The organism is Streptomyces sp. NPDC001137, from assembly GCF_040298885.1.
Lineage (GTDB): Bacteria > Actinomycetota > Actinomycetes > Streptomycetales > Streptomycetaceae > Streptomyces.
The window spans coordinates 1-20,873 of record NZ_JBEPBA010000006.1; the positions used below are offsets into that span (position 1 = coordinate 1).

Below are 20,873 nucleotides of genomic sequence, written 5' to 3' on the forward strand. Positions count from 1 at the left end.
CACATGCGGGCCAACAGCCCCGCCCCCCACCTTTTTGGCCCGGCGCCCGGGCCCCGCGCTGCTGAGGCCCCCCGCCGCACGGCGGGGGCCGACCCGTGTACCGCGGTGGCCGTCAGGCCATGTTGAACGTCGACGGGTCCGGTCCCAGGCGCCGGTCCTCGTTGAGCGCGCTGATCGCCGCGAGGTCCTCGGTGTCCAGGCTGAAGTCGAAGACCTCGATGTTCTCCTTGATCCGGGACGGGGTCACGGACTTGGGGATCACGATGTTGCCCAGCTGCAGATGCCAGCGCAGCACGACCTGCGCCGGGGTGCGGCCGTGCTTCTGGGCGATGGCGACGATCGCCGGGACCTCGAGGAGGCCCTTGCCCGAGCCGAGCGGCGACCAGGCCTCGGTCGCGATGCCCTGCTCCGCGTGGTACTCGCGGGCGGCGTGCTGCTGCAGGTGCGGGTGCAGCTCGATCTGGTCGACGGCCGGGATGACGGACGTCTCGGCGATCAGCCGCCGAAGGTGCTCCGGCTCGAAGTTGGACACGCCGATCGCCCGCACGCGGCCGTCTGCGTACAGCTTCTCGAACGCCTTGTACGTGTCGACGTAGTTGTCCCGGGCCGGCGTCGGCCAGTGGATCAGGTACAGGTCGACGTACTCCATGCCGAGCTTGTCCAGTGACGCGTCGAAGGCGCGCAGCGTGGAGTCGTAGCCATGGTCGCTGTTCCAGAGCTTGGTGGTGAGGAAGATGTCCTCACGGGGGACGCCGGAGGCGGCGATCGCCTTGCCGGTGCCCTCTTCGTTGCCGTAGATCGCCGCTGTGTCGATGCTGCGGTACCCGGCCTCCAGTGCGGTGGCGACGGCCCGCTCCGCCTCGTCGTCCGGCACCTGCCAGACGCCGAAGCCGAGCTGCGGCATTTCGACGCCGTTGTTGAGGATGATCGGGGGGACCTTGCTGCTCACGAGCTCTTGATCCTTACGGTTGTCGTCAGGTGGTACTCCCATCGTCAACGATCACGGGCGGTCATGCATTCCTGACGCGAGAATCCATACGAACTGACCGGTGAGTCAGTTGACGGTTCCGGGGATTGTCCGGAAATGCATCCGACGTCTTCGGTCCGGACCATTGACGCGGGCCTCTCCTCCCGCAACTCTGGATCGCGCCACCGACCGAGTTCGTGAACTCGGTGCATGCATGTGAACTCCTTGCGCCTGTCTGGGCCTCCCCAGCCCCCCACCCCTCAGGAAAGCAGGTACGGCCACATGAACGAGATGCTTTGCCGCGTCCTCCCCGCGGAACGAACCCTCCCGGAGGAGCAAGAGACATCGGATGAAAACGCCTGGCAAAAGCCTGGCTATGAGGTGGTGGAGACAGCTCTCGAAGTGACCGCGTACGCCCTCGGCGACCGTTGACCGGCCGTACGGCGACCGCACCGTGACCGCGACCACCGTCCGTGCCGACGGCGCCACCGCCTGGGGAACCGCCGAGTTCACCGAGCGGCTGCGCGCCGTCGCCGCGGAGCGCTACCACGACCGCCACCCCTTCAACCTGCGGATGCACCGCGGTGAACTGAGCCCGGCGGAGCTGCGCCGCTGGATCGCGGGCCGCTTCCACTACCAGCGCCACATCCCCGTCAAGGACGCCCTGATCCTCGCCGGGCTGGACCGGCCCGAGCTGCGCAGGTCCTGGCTGCGCCGGATCCAGGACCACGACGGCACGGCCGAGGGGGAGGGCGGGATCGAACGCTGGCTGCGCCTCGGCGAGGCGGCCGGCCTGCACCGCGACGAACTGTGGGACGGCTCCCGGGTGCTGCCCGGCGTCCGCTTCGCGGTCGACGGATACGTCAACTTCTGCCGTCTGCGCCCGGCCCTGGACGCGATCGCGGCCTCGCTGACCGAGCTGTCCGCTCCCGGTCTCATGCGCATCCGCATCGCCGCCTTCGAGCGCCACTACCCCTGGATCGACCCCGACGGCCTCGCCTACTTCCGCACCCGCATCGACCAGGGCGGCCGCGACGGAACCGAGGCCCTCGCCCTGGTCCTCGACCTGGCCCGCACCCGCGAGCAGCAGCAACGCGCACTGGCCGCGCTGAAGTTCAAGTGCGAGGTGCTGTGGTCACTGCTGGACGCGGTGGACGGGGGCGGCCCATGACCTGGCGTCCGGCGCTCTCCCGAGGTGTCGTCCTGCACCACGATCGCGTCCGGGACACCGATCTGCTGCTGCTCCCGGAGCGGGTGGTCGTGCTGCGCGGCAGCGCGGGCCCCGTCCTCGGCCTCTGCGACGGCACGCGCGCGGTGGACGACATCGTCGCTGAGCTCGGAGAGCGGTACCCCGCCGCGCCCGTCGCCGCCGAAGTCCCCGGCTTCCTCGCCGCGTTGCGGAAGGAGGGCTGGCTCGTATGACCGTGGCCGCCCCCTGGGCGCTGCTCGCCGAACTCACCCACGGCTGTCCGCTGCGCTGCGGGTACTGCTCCAACCCCGTCGAACTGATCGGTCGGTCAAAGGAGTTGGATGCCGGGCAGTGGTCCGACGTGTTCCGCCAGGCCGCCGACCTCGGCGTCGTGCAGACACATCTGTCCGGCGGCGAGCCCCTGCTCCGGCGCGATCTGCCCCGTATCGTCGCGGCCGCCGACACCGCGGGCCTCTACACCCAGCTGGTGACCAGCGGGGTGGGCCTGAGTGAGCGGCGCACGGCGCAGCTCGCCGAGGCCGGGCTGCGCAGCGTCCAGCTCTCGGTGCAGCACGCCGACCCCCGGGCCTCCGAGCGCATCGCGGGCGCCCGCTCGTTCGCGGCCAAGGAGCGCGCCGCCCGGCTGATCCGCGCCTCCGGTCTCCCCTTCGGCCTCAACATCGTGCTCCACCGCGCCAATCTCGACGCCCTCGACGAGCTGATCGCCCTCGGTCTGTCGTGGGGCGCCGACCGCATCGAACTCGCCCACACGCAGTTCCACGGCTGGGCCCTGCGCAACCGCGCGGCGCTGCTGCCCACCCGGGAACAGGTCGCACAGGCCCGCGCCTCGGTCGCCCGCTGGCGCCAACTCCTCGACGGTGCTGTGGAGTTGGTGTGGGTCGCCCCGGACTGGGTGGACGCCACCGCGAAACCCTGCATGGGCGGCTGGGGCGCGGTCTCGCTCACCGTCGCCCCGGACGGCACCGTCCTGCCCTGCCCGGCCGCGGCCGCCCTGCCGGACCTCGACCCGCCGAACGTGCGCGAGCACCGGCTGGCGTGGATCTGGCGGGAGTCGAAGGCCTTCAACGCCTATCGCGGCGAGTCCTGGATGCCCGAACCCTGCCGCGGCTGCGCCCTGCGCTCCACCGACCACGGCGGCTGCCGATGCCAGGCCCATGCCCTCACCGGCGACGCCGGCCGTACCGACCCCGCCTGCCGGCACGCCCCCGACCACCACCTCGTACGCGATCTCGTCGAGGGGGCGCGCGGTGACCTCGCGTACGCCTACCGAAAGGGAGGAACATGAGAACCGGACGTCTGCGGACGGCGCTGACGACCCTCGCCCTCGTCACCGCCGGCCTCGTCACGCTGCCGGCGGCGACACCGGCTCCGCCCGCCGCCCCCGCGCCCGCACACCTCCGGGCCGCCGCCCCCGACTGGTCCGTGGCCGTCGTCGACTCCACGATGGCCCGCTACACCCCGAGCAGCATCGGCGGCTGGTCCTACCCGGTCGGCCTCTACCTCTACGGCCAGTACCTCACGTACCGGCGCACCCATGACGCCCGCTATCTGGCCTACATCAAGGACTACGTCGACCGTTTCGTGAAGAGCGACGGCTCCATCGGCCAGTCCTTCAACAGCCTGGACAGCATGCAGGCCGGCAGGCTGCTGGTGATCCTGCACCACGAGACGGGCCAGGACCGCTACCGCAAGGCGGCCAAGAAGATCGTCGACCGCCTGAGCACCTACCCGCGCACCGCCGACGGCGGCTTCTGGCACGCGGAATCCGCAAGCCGCGCCCACCAGCTCTGGTCGGACGGCGTCTACATGGTGAACCCGTTCCTCGTCGAGTACGGCAAGGAGTTCGGCGGCAGTGCGGGCACCGACGACGAGGCGGCGAAGCAGCTGTACGTGTACGGCAGCCATCTGCAGGTGGCGAACGGTCTGCTCCGGCACGCATACGACGAGTCCAAGAGCGCGAGCTGGGCCGACCCGCAGACGGGGCTCGCCCCCGAGCACTGGTGCCGCGCGGTCGGCTGGTACTCCATGGCGATCGTCAATGTGCTGGACGCGCTCCCCGTAAACCATCCACGCCGGGCCCAACTACTCGGCGTCTTCGGGAAGTTGGCGGCCGGCCTGGAGAAGTACCAGGACCCGGCGACCGGACGCTGGTTCCAGGTGATCGACAAGGGCGGCCGGAGCGGCAACTGGACCGAGACGTCCTGCTCCAGCATGTTCACCTACGCCCTCTCACGCGGAGCTCAGCAGCACTACCTCGACCCGCACTACGCGGCCGTCGCCCGCCGGGGCTACCAGGGGGTGCTCGCCAAGCTGTCGACCGGCCCGGACGGCCGTACCGACCTCGCCGACATCTCCGTCGGCACGAACGTCGGCGACTACGGGTACTACGTCGCCCGCACCCGGGCCACCAACGACCTCCACGGCCTGGGTGCCTTCCTGATCATGAACGAGCAACTGCGAGGTGATTAATGTCATGAGCACATCCAGAAGGGCGGTGCTGGGTGCCGCTCTCGGTGGCGCGGCCACGGCAGCGGTCGGCCTGCCGGCCGCCACCGCCCATGCCGCCTCCTGGCAGCAGAAGTGGGCACCGTCCGCGAGCCGCGACGGCCTCGGCGCCTTCGAGACGGTCGAGGACGACCGCGCCGACTCGCACCCGGCCGGCCATCCGCACATCTTCGCCACCGGCAACAACTGGCGCTTCAACATGCACACCGTCGACCGCGACACCTCGACCGACCGCCAGCGCCAGGAGGTCACGGGCCTGCGCAACGGCAGCGGTAGCAACTACCTCAAGTGGACCCAGGGCCAGACCTGGCGGCTCACGTACTCGATGTACATCCCGAGCTCGCTGAAGGCCACGACCACCTTCACCCACATCATGCAGATGAAGCAGCCGGGAAACGGCACCTCGCCGATCGTGGTGCAGTCCCTGCGCCGGGTGAACGGCAGGCAGACCATCGAGCTGAAACTGGCCGTCGACGACATCCTCGTCGGCCGCACCGACCTCGATCCGCTGCACGACAAGTGGACCGACGTCGACTTCCAGATCAAGGTGGGCAACGGCTCGGCGGGCTCGGTCCGCTGGATCCTGAAGTCCGCCGGCTCCACTGTCGTCGACGCGTCGAAGACCGGCGTCGACACCTTTCTGGCCGACCGTGTGCGTCCGAAGTGGGGCATCTACCGCTCCCTCGGCGACACCTCCGGGTCCCTCCAGGACACCTATCTGCTGCTCACCAACCTCCGCGGCTACCAACTCGTCTGAGAGGCCGTCATATGAGACCCCCCACCGCACGGCGGACGGGGCCGGCGGCGATCGTGTTCTTCGTCATCGCCGTCGTCCTCGGACTCGCCCACCCCGCCGCGCTCGCGGCCCCGCACCGCACCCCGCACACCGCCGCCGTCTACGACGTCCGTGACTACGGAGCCAAGGCGGACGGCTCCGCCAACGACACCTCGGCCATCAACAAGGCCATCACGGCGGCGAGTTCGGCCGACGGCGGCGGAATCGTCCGCTTCCCCGCCGGCGCCTACAAGTCCAAGAACACCATCCACATGAAGAGCCATGTGACGCTCCAGCTCGACAAGGGCGCCACCCTCCAGGGCTCCGGCGCAGACACCTACGACAAGGCCGAGGCCAACCCGTACGACGCCTACCAGGACTACGGGCACAGCCACTTCCACGACGCGATGATCTACGGCGACAAGCTGACCGACATCGGCTTCGTCGGACAGGGCGTCATCGACGGCATGGGCAACCTGATCACCGGCAACCCGAAGTCAGGCGAGGCCGACAAGATCATCTCACTGACGCGCTGCGACGGACTCCGTATCGGCGACGGACTCACCCTGCGCCGCGGCGGGCACTTCGCCGCACTGATCAACGGCTGCAAGAACGTCACCTCGGACCGTCTGACGATCGACACCGCGAGCGACCGGGACGGCTGGAACATCATCTCCACGACGAACGTCACGGTGACGAACGCCGACATCAAGGCCAACGACGACGCGCTCGTCTTCAAGAGCGACTACGCCCTCGGAGCCAAGCTCCCGAACGGCCACGTCCGCGTCAACGACTCCTCCCTGTCGGCCCGTTGCTGCAACGCCCTGATGTTCGGCTCCGAGACCTGCGGAGACTTCTCGGACTACCGGTTCGAGAACATCCGCATCGACGGCGCGGACAAGTCCGGCCTCGGCATGGTGTCGATGGACGGGGCGAAGATCTCCGACGTCCACTACCGCGACATCACCATGACCAACGTCCACTCGCCGATCATGCAGAAGATCGGCACCCGGAAACGATGCGGCAACAGCCCGGGCATCGGATCGATCAGCAACATCACCTACGACAACATCACGGCCACCGGCAACAGCCCGTCCTTCAGCCCGACCCTCTGGGGCGAGACCGGCCACCGCATCAACGGCGTCACCTTCAACGACGTCCACATCACCGTGCCCGGCGGCAACGGCACCATGTCCACCGGAGTACCGAGCAACGACCCGGGCGACTACAACCCGAAGGCCATCGGCACGCGCCCGGCGTACGGCTGGTACCTGCACAACGCCGACAACGTCCAATTCACCGACAGCTCGGTCAAGTTCGCGGCGAACGACGGTCGCCCCGCGGTCATCGCCAACGCGGCGAGCGGCATCCGTTTCACCGGTTTCACCGCGCAGCGCGGCTCGAACTCGCCGTACGATCTGGGCTTCCAGGACGTCGACGGGTACTGCCTGAGCGGCGTGACGCTGCGGGTGTCCAGCAGCGGGTCCACCGAGAACTGCACGCGCGCCGTACGGCCCCTCGACCTGGAGAACCCCCGCCAGGACTTCCTGCGCAACTCCGTCGGCGGGCTCTTCCTGCACTGGGGCCTGCGCACCGCACCCGCCCACACCAGCTGCACCGCCTGGGAGAAGGACGTCACGAGCGGCGGCTGGACACCGGACTACTGGGTGAACGAGGCGAAGAAACTGCACACCCAGTACCTCGTTCTCGCCACCTTCCACAGCCGCCTCGGCTACGCCCGCCCCTGGCCGTCGAAGATCCCCGGATCCTGCTCCACCGAGCGGGACTTCCTCGGCGAGCTGATCACCGCCGCCAAGGCCAAGGGCATGAAGGTCATCCTCTACATGACCGACGACCCGCAGTGGCACGACGAGGGGGGCCACGAGTGGCTCGACTCGGACGCCTACTCCGCCTACAAGGGCAGGAACGTCGACCTGACCACCCGCGACGGCTTCGGGCAGTTCAGCTACGACAACTTCTTCGAGGTCATGGACCGCTACCCCGACCTCGGCGGCTTCTGGATCGACAACGACAACGCGTACTGGGAGAGCCACGACCTCTACCGGCAGATCTACCAGAAGCGCCCGAACTACACGCTCAGCAACAACAACGAAGACACGTCGATCATGGACATGATCAGCAATGAGCAGAAGACGGGCATGACACCCGCCTACGACTACCCGCAGGCGATCTACACCGCCCAACCCCGCCTGACCGAGGCCGACTTCAAGCTGCCCTCGACCGGTGCGTGGTGGTACGACGGCTCCAACCCCTCCGTCGACCGCGCGCTCACCCTCGGCCGCCTCATCACCAACGCCGGCTCCTCGGTGAAGGCGCTGATGGCCGAGACGGCCCAGGTCAACGGCAAGTTCCCGTCGAACCAGGCGTCCTTCAACACCTTCGCCGACTCCTACCTCGACCCCATCTGGGAGTCCCTGCACGGCACCGAGGGCGGCGGCTACATGTACGGCGGCCTCAAGCCCGGCTTCTGGAACGACGGCGCGCACGGCGTCACGACGATCAGCAAGAGCGACCCGAACTTCCAGTACGTCCACGTCCTGACCCCGCCCAGCACCAGCACCCTGCGCATCCGCGACAACGGCTACCGCATCGCCTCCGTCACCAACCTCCGCACGGGAGCGGCGGTTTCGTGGTCGCAGTCCGGCGGCGTGCTCACCCTGAGCGGGCTCGGCACCTGGGACCCGTACGACACGGTCTTCAAGGTCACCACGGCCGGCCGCCAGGGCATCCTCACCGGCGTCAAGGTCAGCGCGAGCGCCTCCGCTAGCGGGCACGGCGCGTCGGCGGCCGGCGACGGCGACTACCTCACCTACTGGGACAGCAACAAGACCCTCCCCGTGAACCTCACCTTCGACCTCGGCTCGGCCAAGAAGGTGCAGTACATCGGGCTCAACCAGCGCGAGGACTCCGTCGCCTACGCCCGTTCCAGCACCGAGCAGTCGGCGCGGATCAAGGACTACAAGGTGTTCCTCAGCAACGACGGCTCGACCTGGGGGAGCGCGGTCAAGTCCGGCCAGCTGCCCAGCCGCCGCGGCATTCAGGGCATCGACCTGACCGCCGCGGGCGCCCGCTACGTCCGGCTCGAGGTCGACACCACCTGGGCCGCCTCCAGCGACACCACCCGCTACAAGCGACTGCGCGTCGACGAGGCGTGGATCGGCACGTCGTACGCCACACCCGCGAACGGGGGACAGTCATGATCCGTCTCAGATCCCTCACGGCCGCGGCGGCGGGCCTGCTGCTCGCCGCGGCGGTGCCGCTCGTGGGCACCGCCCACCCGGCGGCCGCCTCCGACAACGGCCAGTCCGCCCGGCCCGCCATGGGCTGGTCCAGCTGGAGCTTCGTGCGCCGCACGCCGACCGAGGCGAAGATCAAGGCCCAGGCCGACGCGCTGGTCTCCAGTGGCCTGAAGGACCACGGCTTCGTCTACGTCAATCTCGACGACTTCTGGCAGAAGTGCGACAGCAACGGCTTCACCGTGGACAACTACGGTCGCTGGGCCGTCGACACCGCCAAGTTCCCGGACGGCATCAAGGGGGTGGCCGACTACGTCCACTCCAAGGGTCTGAAGTTCGGCTTCTACGTCACCCCCGGCATCGCGAAGAACGCCGTCACCAAGAACACACCGATCGAGGGGACCTCGTACCACGCGAAGGACATCGCGGACACGTCCAGGACCGAGAAGAACTACAACTGCAAGAACATGTACTACATCGACTACTCCAAGCCGGGCGCGCAGGAGTTCGTCAACTCCTGGGCCAAGCAGTTCGCGTCCTGGGGGGTCGACTACCTGAAGATCGACGGGGTGGGCAGCGCCGACATCCCCGACGTCCAGGCCTGGGACAAGGCGCTGCGGGCCGGCGGACGGCCCATCAACTTCGCCCTGTCCAACAACCTGCCGATCGCGGACGCCTCCACCTGGCGGAAACTTGCGAACAGTTGGCGCACCCAGGGTGACGTCGAGTGCTACTGCGGGCCGGGGAGCAACGGCAGCGGCTATCCGCTGACCGACTGGTCCCACGTCTCCAAGCGGTTCGACTCGGCGGCCTCCTGGCAGCCGTACGCCGGCCCCGGCGGCTGGAACGACCTGGACTCGCTGGAGATCGGCAACGGCGACCAGGTGGGCCTGACGGCCGACCAGCGCCGCTCGCACTTCACGCTGTGGTCGATGGCGGCGGCCCCGCTGCTGCTCGGCACCGATCTCACCCGACTCGACTCCGTCGACAAGGCGATGCTGACCAACGACCGGCTGATCGGCGTCGACCAGGACGGGGTCGCGGCCAAGCGGATCGTGAACAGCGGTGTCAAACAGGTCTGGAGCAAGAAGGAGAGCGACGGACAGTACGTCGTGGCCCTGTTCAACACCGGGACCTCGGGCAACGCGACGGTGAGCGTGAACTGGTCGCAGGTCGGCTTCAGCGGCTCGGGTGACGTGACCGACCTCTGGTCCGGATCCCACAAGGGCGTGATCGCCGACTCCTACAGCGCGACCCTGCGTCCGGGCGAGACCCGGCTCATCCGGGTCAAGCCCGTCAACTCACTGAAGGCGGCGGCCGCTTCGCCCGGCTTCGCCGTGGCCCCCTACGAGTACCTCGGCTGGGGCAGCCCCCAAAGCCCCACGTCGGTGATGTCCGCGACCGGCGTCAAGTGGTTCACCCTCGCCTTCATCCTCTCCGACGGCACCTGCAACCCGAAGTGGGACGGCTCCCGCCCGCTGACCGGAGGCAGCGACCAGTCCACGATCAACGCGATCAGGGCGGCCGGCGGTGACGTCGTCGTCTCCGTCGGCGGCTGGAGCGGGAACAAGCTCGGCGAGAAGTGCTCCAGCGCCTCCGCGCTCGCCGGCGCCTACCAGAAGGTGATCAACGCCTACAGGCTGAAGGCGCTCGACATCGACATCGAGAACACCGAGTGGTCCAACGCGACCGTGCGGCAGCGGGTGGTCGACGCGCTGAAGACGGTGAAGGCGAACAACCCGGGCCTGAAGACCGTCATCACCTTCGGCACCACGTCCAGCGGCCCCGACTCCACCGGCGTCGACATGATCAAGCGGGCCGCCAACTCCGGTCTGGCGAACGACGTCTGGTGCGTCATGCCGTTCGACTTCGGCGGCGGCACCACCAACATGGGCAGCCTCACCACCAAGGCCATGGAAGGACTCAAGGCCCGGGTGAAGTCGGCCTATGGATACAGCGACGCCACCGCCTACACCCACATCGGGCTGTCGTCGATGAACGGCAGGACCGACGACTCCGGTGAGCGCGTGCGGGTGGCCGACTTCAAGACCATGCTCGCCTACGCCCAGCAGCACCACATCGGACGGCTCACCTACTGGGCCGTCAACCGCGACCGGGCCTGCGGCTCGGGCACCGACGGCGACGCGTGCAGCGGCGTGACGCAGCAGCCGTACGACTACCTCAAGGTCTTCACCCAGTACACGGGCTGAGGGGAACATCCGTGAACATCAGAAGAGTTCTGCCGTACGGCGTCGCGGCGGCCCTGGCGGTGCCGCTCGCCGGACTCGGCCAGGGCACCGCGCTGGCCGCCACCGACTACCAGGCCGAGGACGCCCAGATCTCGCAGGGCACCGTGGCCACCAACCACACCGGGTACACCGGCACCGGCTTCGTCGACTACACCAACGTCAAGGGCTCCTATGTGGAGTTCACGGTGAGCGCGGCCTCCGCCGGCACCTCCGCCCTCACCCTGCGCTACGCCAACGGGACCTCCACCGACCGGCCGATGGACATCTCCGTGGGCGGCACGGTCGTCGCCTCCGGGGTGTCCTTCCCGGCCACCGCCGACTGGAACACCTGGGTCACCAAGACCGTCAACGTCCCGCTGACCGCGGGCACGGACAAGATCCGGGCCACTGCCACCACCGCCAACGGCGGCCCCAACCTCGACCGGATCAGCCTCGCCGCGGCCGCCGACACCCAGGCCCCGACCCGTCCCGGACAGCCCGGCTGCTCGGACATCGGCGAGGACTCCCTCACCCTGGCCTGGGGGGCGTCCACGGACAACGTGGGGGTGAGCGCGTACGACATCTACGAGCACGGCAACAAGATCAGTGAGGCGCCGGGGAGTTCGACCTCCAAGACGCTGACCGGACTCACGCCCAACACCGACTACAACCTCACGGTGATCGCCCGCGACGCGGCGGGCAACACCTCGCCCGCCAGCCCGGTCGTCGACTGCACCACCAAACCCAGTTCCGACACCACCCCGCCGAGCAAGCCGGGCACGCTGTCCGCGAGCAACGTCACCGCCAACAGCGCCGACCTCAAGTGGGGTGCCTCGACCGACGACAAGGGGGTCGTCGCCTACGACGTGCGCAGCGACACCACCGTCTACGACACCGTCACCACCGGCACGTCGACCACCCTCACCGGGCTCGCCTGCAACAGCCCGTACAGCCTGAACGTCGTCGCCCGGGACGCGGCCGGCAACGTCTCCGAGGCCGGCAACACCGTCACCTTCACCACGAAGGCGTGCGCGACCGACGGCGGCGTCCCGTCCTCGATCGCGACGCTCTCCAGCGGCTGGACCATCCCCTGGGGCACCTACTGGATGCCCGACGGCAAGACCGCCCTGGTGACCGAGCGGGACGACTTCAAGGTCTGGAAGGTCACCAAGGACGGCACGAGGACCCAGGTCGGCACCGTCCCGAACGCCGTCACCACCAACGGCGAGGGCGGACTGCTCGGCGTCGCCGTCGACCCCAAGTGGGACACCGACCACTACGTCTACTTCATGCACACCGCCTCCGAGGGCAACCGGGTCGTGCGCATGACGTACGACGGCACCAGGCTCAGCGACTACAAGATCCTGCTCCAGGGCATCAAGAAGAACCGCTACCACAACGGCGGCCGCCTCGCCTTCGGCCCCGACGGCTACCTCTACGTCTCCACCGGCGAGGCCCAGACGCCCGACCTGGCACAGGACAAGAACTCCCTCAACGGCAAGATCCTGCGCATGACGACCGACGGGAAGCCGGCCCCCGGCAACCCGTTCGGCAACTACGTCTACAGCCTCGGCCACCGCAACCCGCAGGGCCTCGCCTTCGACCGCAACGGCCGTCTGTGGGAGGCGGAGTTCGGCAACAGCTCCAAGGACGAACTCAACCTCATCAAGCCGGGCGCCAACTACGGCTGGCCGATCTGCGAGGGCACCTGCGGCACCGCCGGGATGACCAACCCGAAGGCCACCTGGAACGTCTCCGAGGCCTCGCCCAGCGGTATCGCGATCGTCCGCAACGTCGTCTACATGGCGTCCCTGCGCGGCGAGCGGCTGTGGCGGATCCCGATCAACGGGGACAACGAGAGCGTCGGCACACCGACCGCGTACTACGTGGGAACGTACGGCCGGCTGCGGACCGTGACCAAGGTGCCGGGCGCCGACCAGCTGTGGCTGTCGACCACCAACTGCGACAACAACGGAAACCAGCCGGACGGATCGGACAAGCTCTTCCGCATCAACATCAGTTGACGGTGCGCCAGAAGGGGCTCAGGCCCGGTAGAGCGCCTCGACCTCGTTGGCGTAGGCGTTCTCGATGGCCTTGCGCTTCAGCTTCAGGGACGGGGTCAGCAGACCGTGTTCCTCGGTGAAGGGCTGGGCCAGTATCCGGAAGGTGCGGATCGACTCGGCCTGCGAGACGAGGGTGTTGGCGGCGACGACCGAACGCCGCACCTCCGTCTCCAGGTCGGCGTCCCGCACCAGCTCGGCCGGCGACATCTGCGGCTTGCCGCGCATGGCCAGCCAGTGCTCGACGGCCTCCTGGTCGAGGGTGACCAGGGCGGCGATGTAGGGGCGGTCGTTGCCGACGACGATGCACTGGTTGACCAGCGGGTGGTCGCGCACCCGCTCCTCCAGCAGACCGGGGGAGACGCTCTTGCCGCCGGAGGTCACCAGGATCTCCTTCTTGCGGCCGGTGATCGTGAGGTAGCCGTCCTCGTCGAGGGAGCCCAGGTCGCCGGTGGCGAGCCAGCCGTCGTGCAGGGTCTCGTCGGTGGCCTTCTGGTTGTTGAGGTAGCCCTGGAAGATGTTCGGGCCGTGCAGCCAGATCTCGCCGTCGTCCGCGATGTGCACGGTGACGCCCGGGATGGGCTGGCCGACGGTGCCGTAGCGGGTGCGCTCGGGCGGGTTGGCGGTCGCGGCCGCCGTCGACTCGGTGAGGCCGTAGCCCTCGTAGATCTGCACGCCGGCGCCCGCGAAGAACAGGCCGAGCCGGCGGTCCATCGCGGAGCCGCCGGAGATGGCGTTGCGGATACGGCCGCCCATCGCGGCCCGTACCTTGGAGTAGACGAGCTTGTCGAAGAGCTGGTGCTGCACGCGCAGTCCGGCCGAGGGGCCGGGGCCGATGCCCCAGGCCTTCGCCTCGACGGCGTCCGCGTATTTCACCGCGATCTCGACGGCCTTCTCGAAGGGGCCCGTCTTGCCTTCCTTCTCGGCCTTGCGGCGGGAGGCGTTGAAGACCTTCTCGAATATGTACGGCACCGCCAGGATGAACGTCGGCTTGAACGCCTGCAGGTCCGGCAGCAACGCGGCGGCGTTCATCTGCGGCTGGTGGCCGAAGCGGATCCCGTGGCGGATCGCGGTGACCTCCACCATCCGTCCGAAGACGTGCGCGAGCGGCAGGAACAGCAGTGTCGCCGCCTCGTCGCCCTTCTTGGAGTGGAAGACCGGCTCCATGTGCTCGGCGACCGTGTCCGCCTCGTACATGAAATTGGCGTGGGTGATGACACAGCCCTTGGGGCGGCCCGTGGTGCCCGAGGTGTAGATGATCGTCGCGGTCGAGTCGGGGGTGACGGCCTGCCGGTGCCGGTGCACCACCTCGTCGTCGATGTACGCGCCCGCGTCGTACAGCTCCTGCACGGCTCCGAGGTCGAGCTGCCACAGCTGGTGCAGCTGCGGCAGCCGGTCGATGACGCTGGCGATCGTCATCGCGTGGTCCTCGTGCTCCACGATCGCCGCCGAACACTCGGCGTCGTAGAGCATCCAGAAGCACTGCTCGGCCGAGGACGTGGGGTAGATCGGCACCACCTGGGCGCCGATCGTCCACAGCGCGAAGTCGAACAGCGTCCACTCGTAGCGGGTACGGGACATGATCGCGACACGGTCGCCGAAGCGGATGCCGCGCGCCAGCAGCCCCTTGGCCAGGGCCAGCACCTCGTCCCGGAACTCCGCCGAGGTCACATCACGCCACTGCCCCTGGTCGTCCTTGCGGCCGAGGCTGATGTGCAGCGGGTCTTCCTGGGCACGCTCGAAGACGACGTCGGCCAGACCGCCCACCGGCGGTGACAACGTCAACGGAGGGTTGGTGAACTCGCGCAAACCCGCTCCCCGTTCCTCGGCGCCCGATTTAGTGCTACTCCGCACAGGGCGTGAAAGCTACCCCAGACGGCGACAGGGCGGGAGGGGGGGACGAATCCGAGCGGTGCTCAGGTACACGCTGGTCACGGCCGGAAAATGCGCTCACATCCGGAAGGGTCGGACAGAAAACTGACGGTTGAGTAAGTTTCGGGCCCGTAATCTCCACCGAATCTGTACGACCTGGTAACCGGCCCCGGCGCCCGTCAGCGGCTCTGTCCGAGTGGGGCCGTCCTCTCCTCTGTCAGCGCAGGAGCGGAGGATTCCGTTACTTCCGGCCGTTTGGGGCGCGCCGTCCTGACCAGGACGATCACCAGCGCTCCGGCGACCGTCGCGGTCAGCCCAGCCGCCACCGCCGCGGTGTTCAGGCCCGACGCGAACGCCGACCGCAGCGCATGCTCGGAGAAAGCCCCGCGCAGGGCCTCCGCCCCGCCTCCCGCCAGGGCATGGGCCGCCCCGTGAGGCAGCGTGCTTTGCATGCGCGACGTCAGCATCGTGCCGTAGACGGCGATGCCGAGCGCGAGGCCGAGCTGCCGGAAGGTGTTGACCGCGCCGCCCGCCATCCCGGACCGCTCCGGCGGTACGGCGGCCAGCGCCGCGCCCGCGATGCCGGGCGCCACCAGCCCCGTACCGACACCGACCAGCACCATGCCCGGTGCCAGCGCGGACGCCGTCGACCCCGCGTCCAGCACCGTCATGCAGAACTGCCCCGAGCCGACCAGCAGCAGCCCGCCGCCGACCGTGATCCGCGCCGGCACCCCGTGCAGCAGCCGCCCGCCGGCCGCGGCCACCACGAACGCCGGCAGCGACATCCACAGGAACACCGCACCGCCGCGCACCGGGCTCATCCCGAGCAGCGACTGCATCCATATCGAGTCGTACGCCATCAGACCGAACGCCCCCGCGCTGAAGGCCAGCGCACCCAGCATCACCACGGAGAACGCGGGCTTGAGGAACAGCCGCGGATCCAGCAGCGGGTCCGCGCCGCGCCGCTCCACGGCGACGAAGCAGACCAGCGCCACGACCGCCGCCGCGAACGTCACGAGGGTGCCCGTCTCGGCCCAGCCGTGCTCCCCGGCCCGCACCGCCCCGTACGTCAGCCCGCCCGCGAAGGCCGCGAACGTCACCGTTCCCGCCCAGTCGACACGCCGCTCGCGGGAGCCGCGCGACTCCGGGACGACCTTCAGGGTCAGCCACACCGCGGCCACGCTCACCGGCAGATTGACGTAGAAGATCCACCGCCAGCCCGGTCCGTCCGTCAGCACCCCGCCGAGCACCGGCCCCACCGCGGCCGCCGCGCCGCTGACCGCGCCCCACACGCCGAGCGCCACCGACCGCTGTTTGCCCTGGTAGACGGAGCCCAGCAGCGGCAGTGTGGTCGCGAGCATCGCCGCCCCGCCGAGACCCTGCAGGCAGCGCGCGGCGACCAGCATCCCCGGCCCGCTCGCCAGCCCGCACAGCAGCGAGGCCGTCGCGAACACCACCACGCCCACGACGTGCACCCGCCGCCGGCCCAGGATGTCGGCCGCGGCGCCCGTCCCGAGCAGCAGCGCGGCCAGCGCCAGCGCATACCCGTCCATCACCCACTGCAGATCGCTCAGCGAGGCGTGCAGCGAACCCGCCATGTCCGGCAGTGCGACCACCGCGATGGTCACGTCCAGCAACAACATGAACGTGCTCAGGCACACCGCCGTGAGCGGCCCCCATGTACGCATGTCCTCAACTCCAGTGCTTCGTGTACGTCGGTTGCGTCTCTCCGTACGATGGACGGCGAGCGGCAGATTGCAATGGAAGCCAGGCATCTGGCGACGGAATCCGACAGGAGCAGCCCGGATGGAGATGGAATCCGATGTCTTCGACAAGCTGGACCTGCAACTGCTGAGCGCGCTGGAGATCAACGGCAGGGCCTCCTTCAGCCGGATCGGCGCCGTGATCGGGGTCTCCGACCAGACCGTCGCACGCCGCTACCGGCGCCTGTGCGCCGAGGGCGGCCTGCGCGTCGTCGCGGTCCTGGACAGCGACGCCCTCGGCCTGGACCACTGGACGCTGCGGCTGCGCTGCGTCCCCGACAGCGCCCAGACCATCGCGGAGGCGCTCGCCAAACGGCCCGACACCAGCTGGATCGGGCTGGCCTCCGGCGGCACCGAGATCGTCCTCGGCACCCGGCCGCGCAACGCCGGCGACCGCGACGACCTCCTGCTGGGCAAGCTCCCGCGCACCCCGAGGCTGCTGGAGATCCGCGCGTACCAGAAGCTGCACCGCTACTTCGGCGGCCCGCAGGGCTGGCTGCGGAAGTTCTCGGCGCTCGCCCCGGACCAGATCGAGGCCCTCACCCCCGATCCCGTCCCCGATCCGGGCCCCGCCCGGATCGCCCCGGAGGACGAGCCGCTGCTCGCCGTCCTCGAACGCGACGGGCGCGCCACCTACCCCGAGCTCCAGCGCGCCACCGGCCGTTCGGAGTCCGCGGTCAAACGACGCCTGGCCACACTGATCGCCTCCGGGGCGGTCTACATCGACTGCGAGTACGATCCCGAGATCGTCGGCCACCCCTTGATGGCCGCCCTCTGGCTCACCGTCGCCCCCACGGCACTCCATGGCGTCGGCCGGGCGCTCGCCGAGCACGCCCCGATCGCCCATGTCTCCGCGACCGCGGGCCCCACCAACGTCACGGCGACGGCGGTGGTCAGGAACACCTCCGATCTGTACGACTACCTCAGCGGCCCCCTCGGCCACCTGGAGGGCGTCCAGCATGTGGAGGTGACGCCGTATCTGCGCAACGTCAAGCAGCTGACGTACCGGCCGAGGCCGCGCTAGCCCCTGCGCCTGCGCTGCAGCCGCACCCCGCCCGCCAGGATCGTCGCCGCCAGGGCGTCCGCCGCGCTCTGGGCGGAGGTGCGGCGGGTGCCGTGGTCCAGGACGAAGTCGACGCGGCCGAGTTCGGGCAGGCCGAAGCGGTCGGGGACGCGGACCAGGCCAGGGGGGATCAGGCCGCGGGAGTGCGCCATGACGCCGAGGCCGGCCCGGGCCGCCGCGATCAGGGCGCTCAGGCTGCCGCTGGTGCAGGCGATGCGCCACGGCCGGCCCTGCCGCTCCAGGGACTCGAAGGCGAGCGCGCGCGTGATGCCCGGCGGCGGGAAGACGATCAGCGGCACCGGCCGGTCCGCGTCCAGGCGCAGCCGCTCCGCGCCGATCCACACCAGTTCGTCGTGCCAGACCAGCTCGCCCCGCGGGTCCTCCGGGCGCCGCTTGGCCAGCACCAGGTCCAGCTTCCCGGCGGCCAGCTGCTCGTGCAGGGTGCCCGACAGCTCGACCGTCAGCTCCAGATCGACCTCGGGATGGTCGTGCCGGAAGCCCTCCAGGATCTCCGGCAGCCGGGTCAGCACGAAGTCCTCCGAGGCGCCGAAGCGCAGCCGGCCGCGCAGCCGTGTGCCCGTGAAGAACGCCGACGCCTGCTCCTGCACCTCCAGGATCCGCCGTGCGAACCCGAGCATCGCCTCACCGTCCTCCGTCAGCTCCACGGAGTGGGTGTCCCGGGAGAACAGCTGCCGCCCGGTGGCGCCCTCGAGGCGACGCACGTGCTGGCTGACGGTGGACTGCCGCAGCCCCAGCCGCCGGGCGGCCTGCGTGAAGCTCAGCGTCTGGGCGACCGCCAGGAAGGTCCGCAGGTGGGAGGGGTCGTACATGGCAACCACGGTAGCCGCTTATCGTGGATCGCGATGGCAGTCAGAGCGGTATGACGGATTCCCGATCGGCTCCCGGAGGAGGACGATGGGCGGGGGCCCTCCGGCCCCGGACCGCCGACAGCAACAAGCAAGTGGAGCACCGTGAAACGCCTGCGATGGCCGAGTTGGATACCGATCGACCCGTACATCCTGCTGCTGCTCGGGACGGTGGGCCTCGCGGCTCTGCTCCCGGCGCGCGGGGCGGGGGCCGACGTGGCCTCGGGCGCCTCCACGGCCGCGATCGCCTTCCTCTTCTTCCTGTACGGCGCCCGGCTCTCCACCCGTGAGGCGCTGGACGGACTCAAGCACTGGCGGCTGCACGGCACGGTCCTCGCCTGCACGTTCGTGATCTTCCCGCTGCTGGGCCTGGCCGCCCGCGGTCTCGTCCCGGTCCTCCTGACCCACCCGCTCTACCAGGGCCTGCTCTTCCTCACCCTCGTCCCGTCGACGATCCAGTCGTCGATCGCCTTCACGTCGATCGCCCGGGGAAACGTTCCGGCGGCGATCTGCGCCGGCTCCTTCTCCTCCCTCGTCGGCATCGTGATCACCCCGCTCCTCGCGGCGGCCCTGCTGGGCAGCAGCGCCGGCGGGTTCTCGGCCGACTCGCTCGTCCAGATCGTGTTCCAGCTGCTCGTGCCCTTCCTCGCCGGGCAGCTGCTGCGGCCCTGGATCGGGGGCTTCGTCGCCCGGCACAAGAAGGTCCTCGGCCTGGTCGACCGCGGCTCCATCCTGCTGGTCGTCTACACCGCGTTCAGCGAGGGCATGGTCCAGGGCATCTGGCACCAGGTGAGCCCGGTCCGGCTGGGCGGCCTGCTGGTCGTGGAGGCCGTCCTGCTCGCCGTGATGCTCGCCCTGACCTGGTACGGCGGCAAGGCGCTGCGCTTCGACCGCGAGGACCGGATCGCCATCCAGTTCGCCGGTTCCAAGAAGTCCCTCGCCTCCGGTCTCCCCATGGCGAGCGTCCTGTTCGGCGCCCACGCCTCGCTGGCCGTGCTGCCGCTGATGCTCTTCCACCAGATGCAGCTCATGGTCTGCGCGGTGATCGCCAAGCGCCGCTCGCACGACCCCGTGGAGGAAGCCGCCGAGGTCACTGCGACCGAGCCACCCGCACCGTCACGAACCGCGGCCGGTACAGGGTCACGTTCGCGTTGATGCTCGCCGAAGCGCCGCTCGTCTCCAGCCAGTTGACGTCGTAGCTCAGCACCAGCCGCCCGTCGCCGCTCAGCTCGGGATGCACCTGCGGGTTGTACGCGGCGACGCCCGCCGTCGGCAGCGAGGGGCTGAAGCTCCTCGTCGGGCCGTGCCACGGCCCGGCGGGGTCACACGCCCAGTACGAGGTCACGGTGGTCAGACCGGCCGTCCCCGCCGCCATCGTGAACAGCACATACGTCCCGCCCACCCGCACCACCGAGAACGCGCTGCCCACCTTCGCCCCGTTCACCGGCCGCGGCCGAAGCCCCCATCCCGAGCCGTCCCAGTACCGCCAGGCGGCCGCGTCCCCGAGCCGCCCCTGCGGGACCCGCGCCACATACGCCGACGAGGCCGGCCGGGACGCGGCCCGCCCGTCGTCGCCGCCGAAGACGTAGGTCCAACCGCCCTGCTCCACCAGCGTCGTACCGAACAGGATCCGACGCGACGGATCGGGCACCAGGCTCTGGTCGAGCACCTTCACCACCGACTCGACCCGCAGATCCGGCAGGGAGAGCGTGGCGACCTCGGTCGCGGTGGGCACTCCGTAGATCCACGGGGACTGCCCGGCCGACCGCACCCACAGCAGCACCCGGACGACCTTCTCGGAGGCACCGGGGGAGCGCGGTTCGACCCGTGCCGCGACCGGCCAGCGCCACTGGTTCTGGGCGGGGTCGGGGAAGAGCGGGGCGGGGAGGGTGCTCCGCAGGCGGCCCCCGCCGTCCATCACCACCGCCGAGTTGCGCACCAGCGGGGCCGTCGTGTCCCGCCAGGCGTACGACTCGCCGACCGGATTGGGCGGGCGGTGCACCTGGCCGAGATAGGTGTCCGAGAACAGCCACAGCACCCGCCCGTCCGGCAGCCGCACCGAGTGGGTGCCGTCGCCGCCGGTCCAGTCGTCGGTTCGGGTCGCGTCGTCGCCGTACCGTGCGAACTCCCCGGTGAGACGGTCGTCGGCCGACCAGGAGGAGACCGTGTGCGGCGTACACGCGCCGCCCTCCCGTCGACCGTGGTCCGGGAGGGCGGTGAGCAGCACGGCCCCGAGAACCAGGGCCAGCAGCAAGCCGAGGCCGGTTCCCGTCCGCTGTCGTGCTCGTACGTCGTCGGGCACCCACG

General features: G+C 69.7%; 16 protein-coding genes. 11 read left to right on the forward strand and 5 right to left on the reverse strand.

Going from position 1 to position 20,873, the window contains the following annotated elements:
- Window positions 1-112: 112 nt before the first annotated feature.
- Complete coding sequence (locus ABT254_RS13480) at window positions 113-949, reverse strand: aldo/keto reductase (protein WP_351468105.1); 837 nt, start codon at window positions 947-949, stop codon at window positions 113-115.
- Window positions 950-1,258: 309 nt separating this feature from the next.
- On the opposite strand from ABT254_RS13480, the gene pqqA reads away from it, so the two are divergent.
- The 9 genes from pqqA to ABT254_RS13525 are packed head-to-tail and all read left to right on the forward strand — an operon-like array spanning window position 1,259 to window position 12,966.
- The gene (pqqA, locus tag ABT254_RS13485) at window positions 1,259-1,399 is read left to right on the forward strand and encodes a pyrroloquinoline quinone precursor peptide PqqA (protein ID WP_351469102.1); all 141 of its coding nucleotides are present in this window, start codon (window positions 1,259-1,261) and stop codon (window positions 1,397-1,399) included.
- Between the two features lie 22 nt (window positions 1,400-1,421).
- Entirely contained in the window at window positions 1,422-2,138 is a 717-nt protein-coding gene (pqqC, locus tag ABT254_RS13490; RefSeq protein ID WP_351468108.1) for a pyrroloquinoline-quinone synthase PqqC, read from the forward strand.
- Window positions 2,135-2,389 carry a pyrroloquinoline quinone biosynthesis peptide chaperone PqqD gene (gene pqqD, locus ABT254_RS13495; RefSeq protein WP_351468110.1) on the forward strand — a complete coding sequence of 85 codons (255 nt, stop codon included), beginning with the start codon at window positions 2,135-2,137 and terminating at the stop codon, window positions 2,387-2,389. The genes pqqC and pqqD overlap by 4 nt, the downstream gene beginning before the upstream one ends.
- Window positions 2,386-3,462 (forward strand): pyrroloquinoline quinone biosynthesis protein PqqE, encoded by a 1,077-nt coding sequence (pqqE, locus tag ABT254_RS13500; protein WP_351468113.1) that lies wholly within the window; start codon window positions 2,386-2,388, stop codon window positions 3,460-3,462. The genes pqqD and pqqE overlap by 4 nt, the downstream gene beginning before the upstream one ends.
- Window positions 3,459-4,646, forward strand: a complete 1,188-nt coding sequence (locus ABT254_RS13505) for a glycoside hydrolase family 88/105 protein (protein WP_351468116.1) — start codon at window positions 3,459-3,461, stop codon at window positions 4,644-4,646. Before pqqE ends, ABT254_RS13505 begins: the two co-directional genes overlap by 4 nt.
- A gap of 4 nt (window positions 4,647-4,650) precedes the next feature.
- On the forward strand, window positions 4,651-5,439 hold the full coding sequence (locus ABT254_RS13510) for a polysaccharide lyase family protein (protein ID WP_351468119.1): 789 nt from the start codon (window positions 4,651-4,653) through the stop codon (window positions 5,437-5,439).
- Window positions 5,440-5,450: 11 nt separating this feature from the next.
- A complete protein-coding gene (locus ABT254_RS13515) occupies window positions 5,451-8,678 on the forward strand; it encodes a glycosyl hydrolase family 28 protein (RefSeq protein ID WP_351468122.1) in 3,228 nt (1,075 codons plus the stop codon).
- The gene (locus tag ABT254_RS13520) at window positions 8,675-10,924 is read left to right on the forward strand and encodes an alpha-galactosidase (RefSeq protein WP_351468125.1); all 2,250 of its coding nucleotides are present in this window, start codon (window positions 8,675-8,677) and stop codon (window positions 10,922-10,924) included. The genes ABT254_RS13515 and ABT254_RS13520 overlap by 4 nt, the downstream gene beginning before the upstream one ends.
- An 11-nt stretch (window positions 10,925-10,935) precedes the next feature.
- Window positions 10,936-12,966: a PQQ-dependent sugar dehydrogenase gene (locus ABT254_RS13525; RefSeq protein WP_351468128.1), complete on the forward strand. Its 2,031-nt coding sequence runs from the start codon at window positions 10,936-10,938 to the stop codon at window positions 12,964-12,966.
- A gap of 18 nt (window positions 12,967-12,984) precedes the next feature.
- On the opposite strand, the gene ABT254_RS13530 is transcribed toward ABT254_RS13525, so the two are convergent.
- Both ABT254_RS13530 and ABT254_RS13535 read right to left on the reverse strand, forming a co-directional pair.
- Window positions 12,985-14,811: an AMP-dependent synthetase/ligase gene (locus ABT254_RS13530; protein ID WP_351468131.1), complete on the reverse strand. Its 1,827-nt coding sequence runs from the start codon at window positions 14,809-14,811 to the stop codon at window positions 12,985-12,987.
- A gap of 242 nt (window positions 14,812-15,053) precedes the next feature.
- Complete coding sequence (locus ABT254_RS13535) at window positions 15,054-16,562, reverse strand: MFS transporter (RefSeq protein ID WP_351468134.1); 1,509 nt, start codon at window positions 16,560-16,562, stop codon at window positions 15,054-15,056.
- Between the two features lie 118 nt (window positions 16,563-16,680).
- Between ABT254_RS13535 and ABT254_RS13540 the strand changes: the two genes are divergently transcribed.
- A complete protein-coding gene (locus tag ABT254_RS13540) occupies window positions 16,681-17,661 on the forward strand; it encodes an Lrp/AsnC family transcriptional regulator (protein WP_351468137.1) in 981 nt (326 codons plus the stop codon).
- On the opposite strand, the gene ABT254_RS13545 is transcribed toward ABT254_RS13540, so the two are convergent.
- Window positions 17,658-18,530 (reverse strand): LysR substrate-binding domain-containing protein, encoded by an 873-nt coding sequence (locus tag ABT254_RS13545; protein ID WP_351468140.1) that lies wholly within the window; start codon window positions 18,528-18,530, stop codon window positions 17,658-17,660. The two genes, ABT254_RS13540 and ABT254_RS13545, sit on opposite strands and share 4 nt — an antisense overlap.
- A 141-nt stretch (window positions 18,531-18,671) precedes the next feature.
- Here ABT254_RS13545 and ABT254_RS13550 point away from each other — a divergent pair, with 141 nt between their 5' ends.
- On the forward strand, window positions 18,672-19,721 hold the full coding sequence (locus tag ABT254_RS13550; protein WP_351468143.1) for a bile acid:sodium symporter family protein: 1,050 nt from the start codon (window positions 18,672-18,674) through the stop codon (window positions 19,719-19,721).
- On the opposite strand, the gene ABT254_RS13555 is transcribed toward ABT254_RS13550, so the two are convergent.
- A complete protein-coding gene (locus ABT254_RS13555; RefSeq protein WP_351468146.1) occupies window positions 19,657-20,868 on the reverse strand; it encodes a DUF5005 domain-containing protein in 1,212 nt (403 codons plus the stop codon). The two genes, ABT254_RS13550 and ABT254_RS13555, sit on opposite strands and share 65 nt — an antisense overlap.
- Window positions 20,869-20,873: the final 5 nt, after the last annotated feature.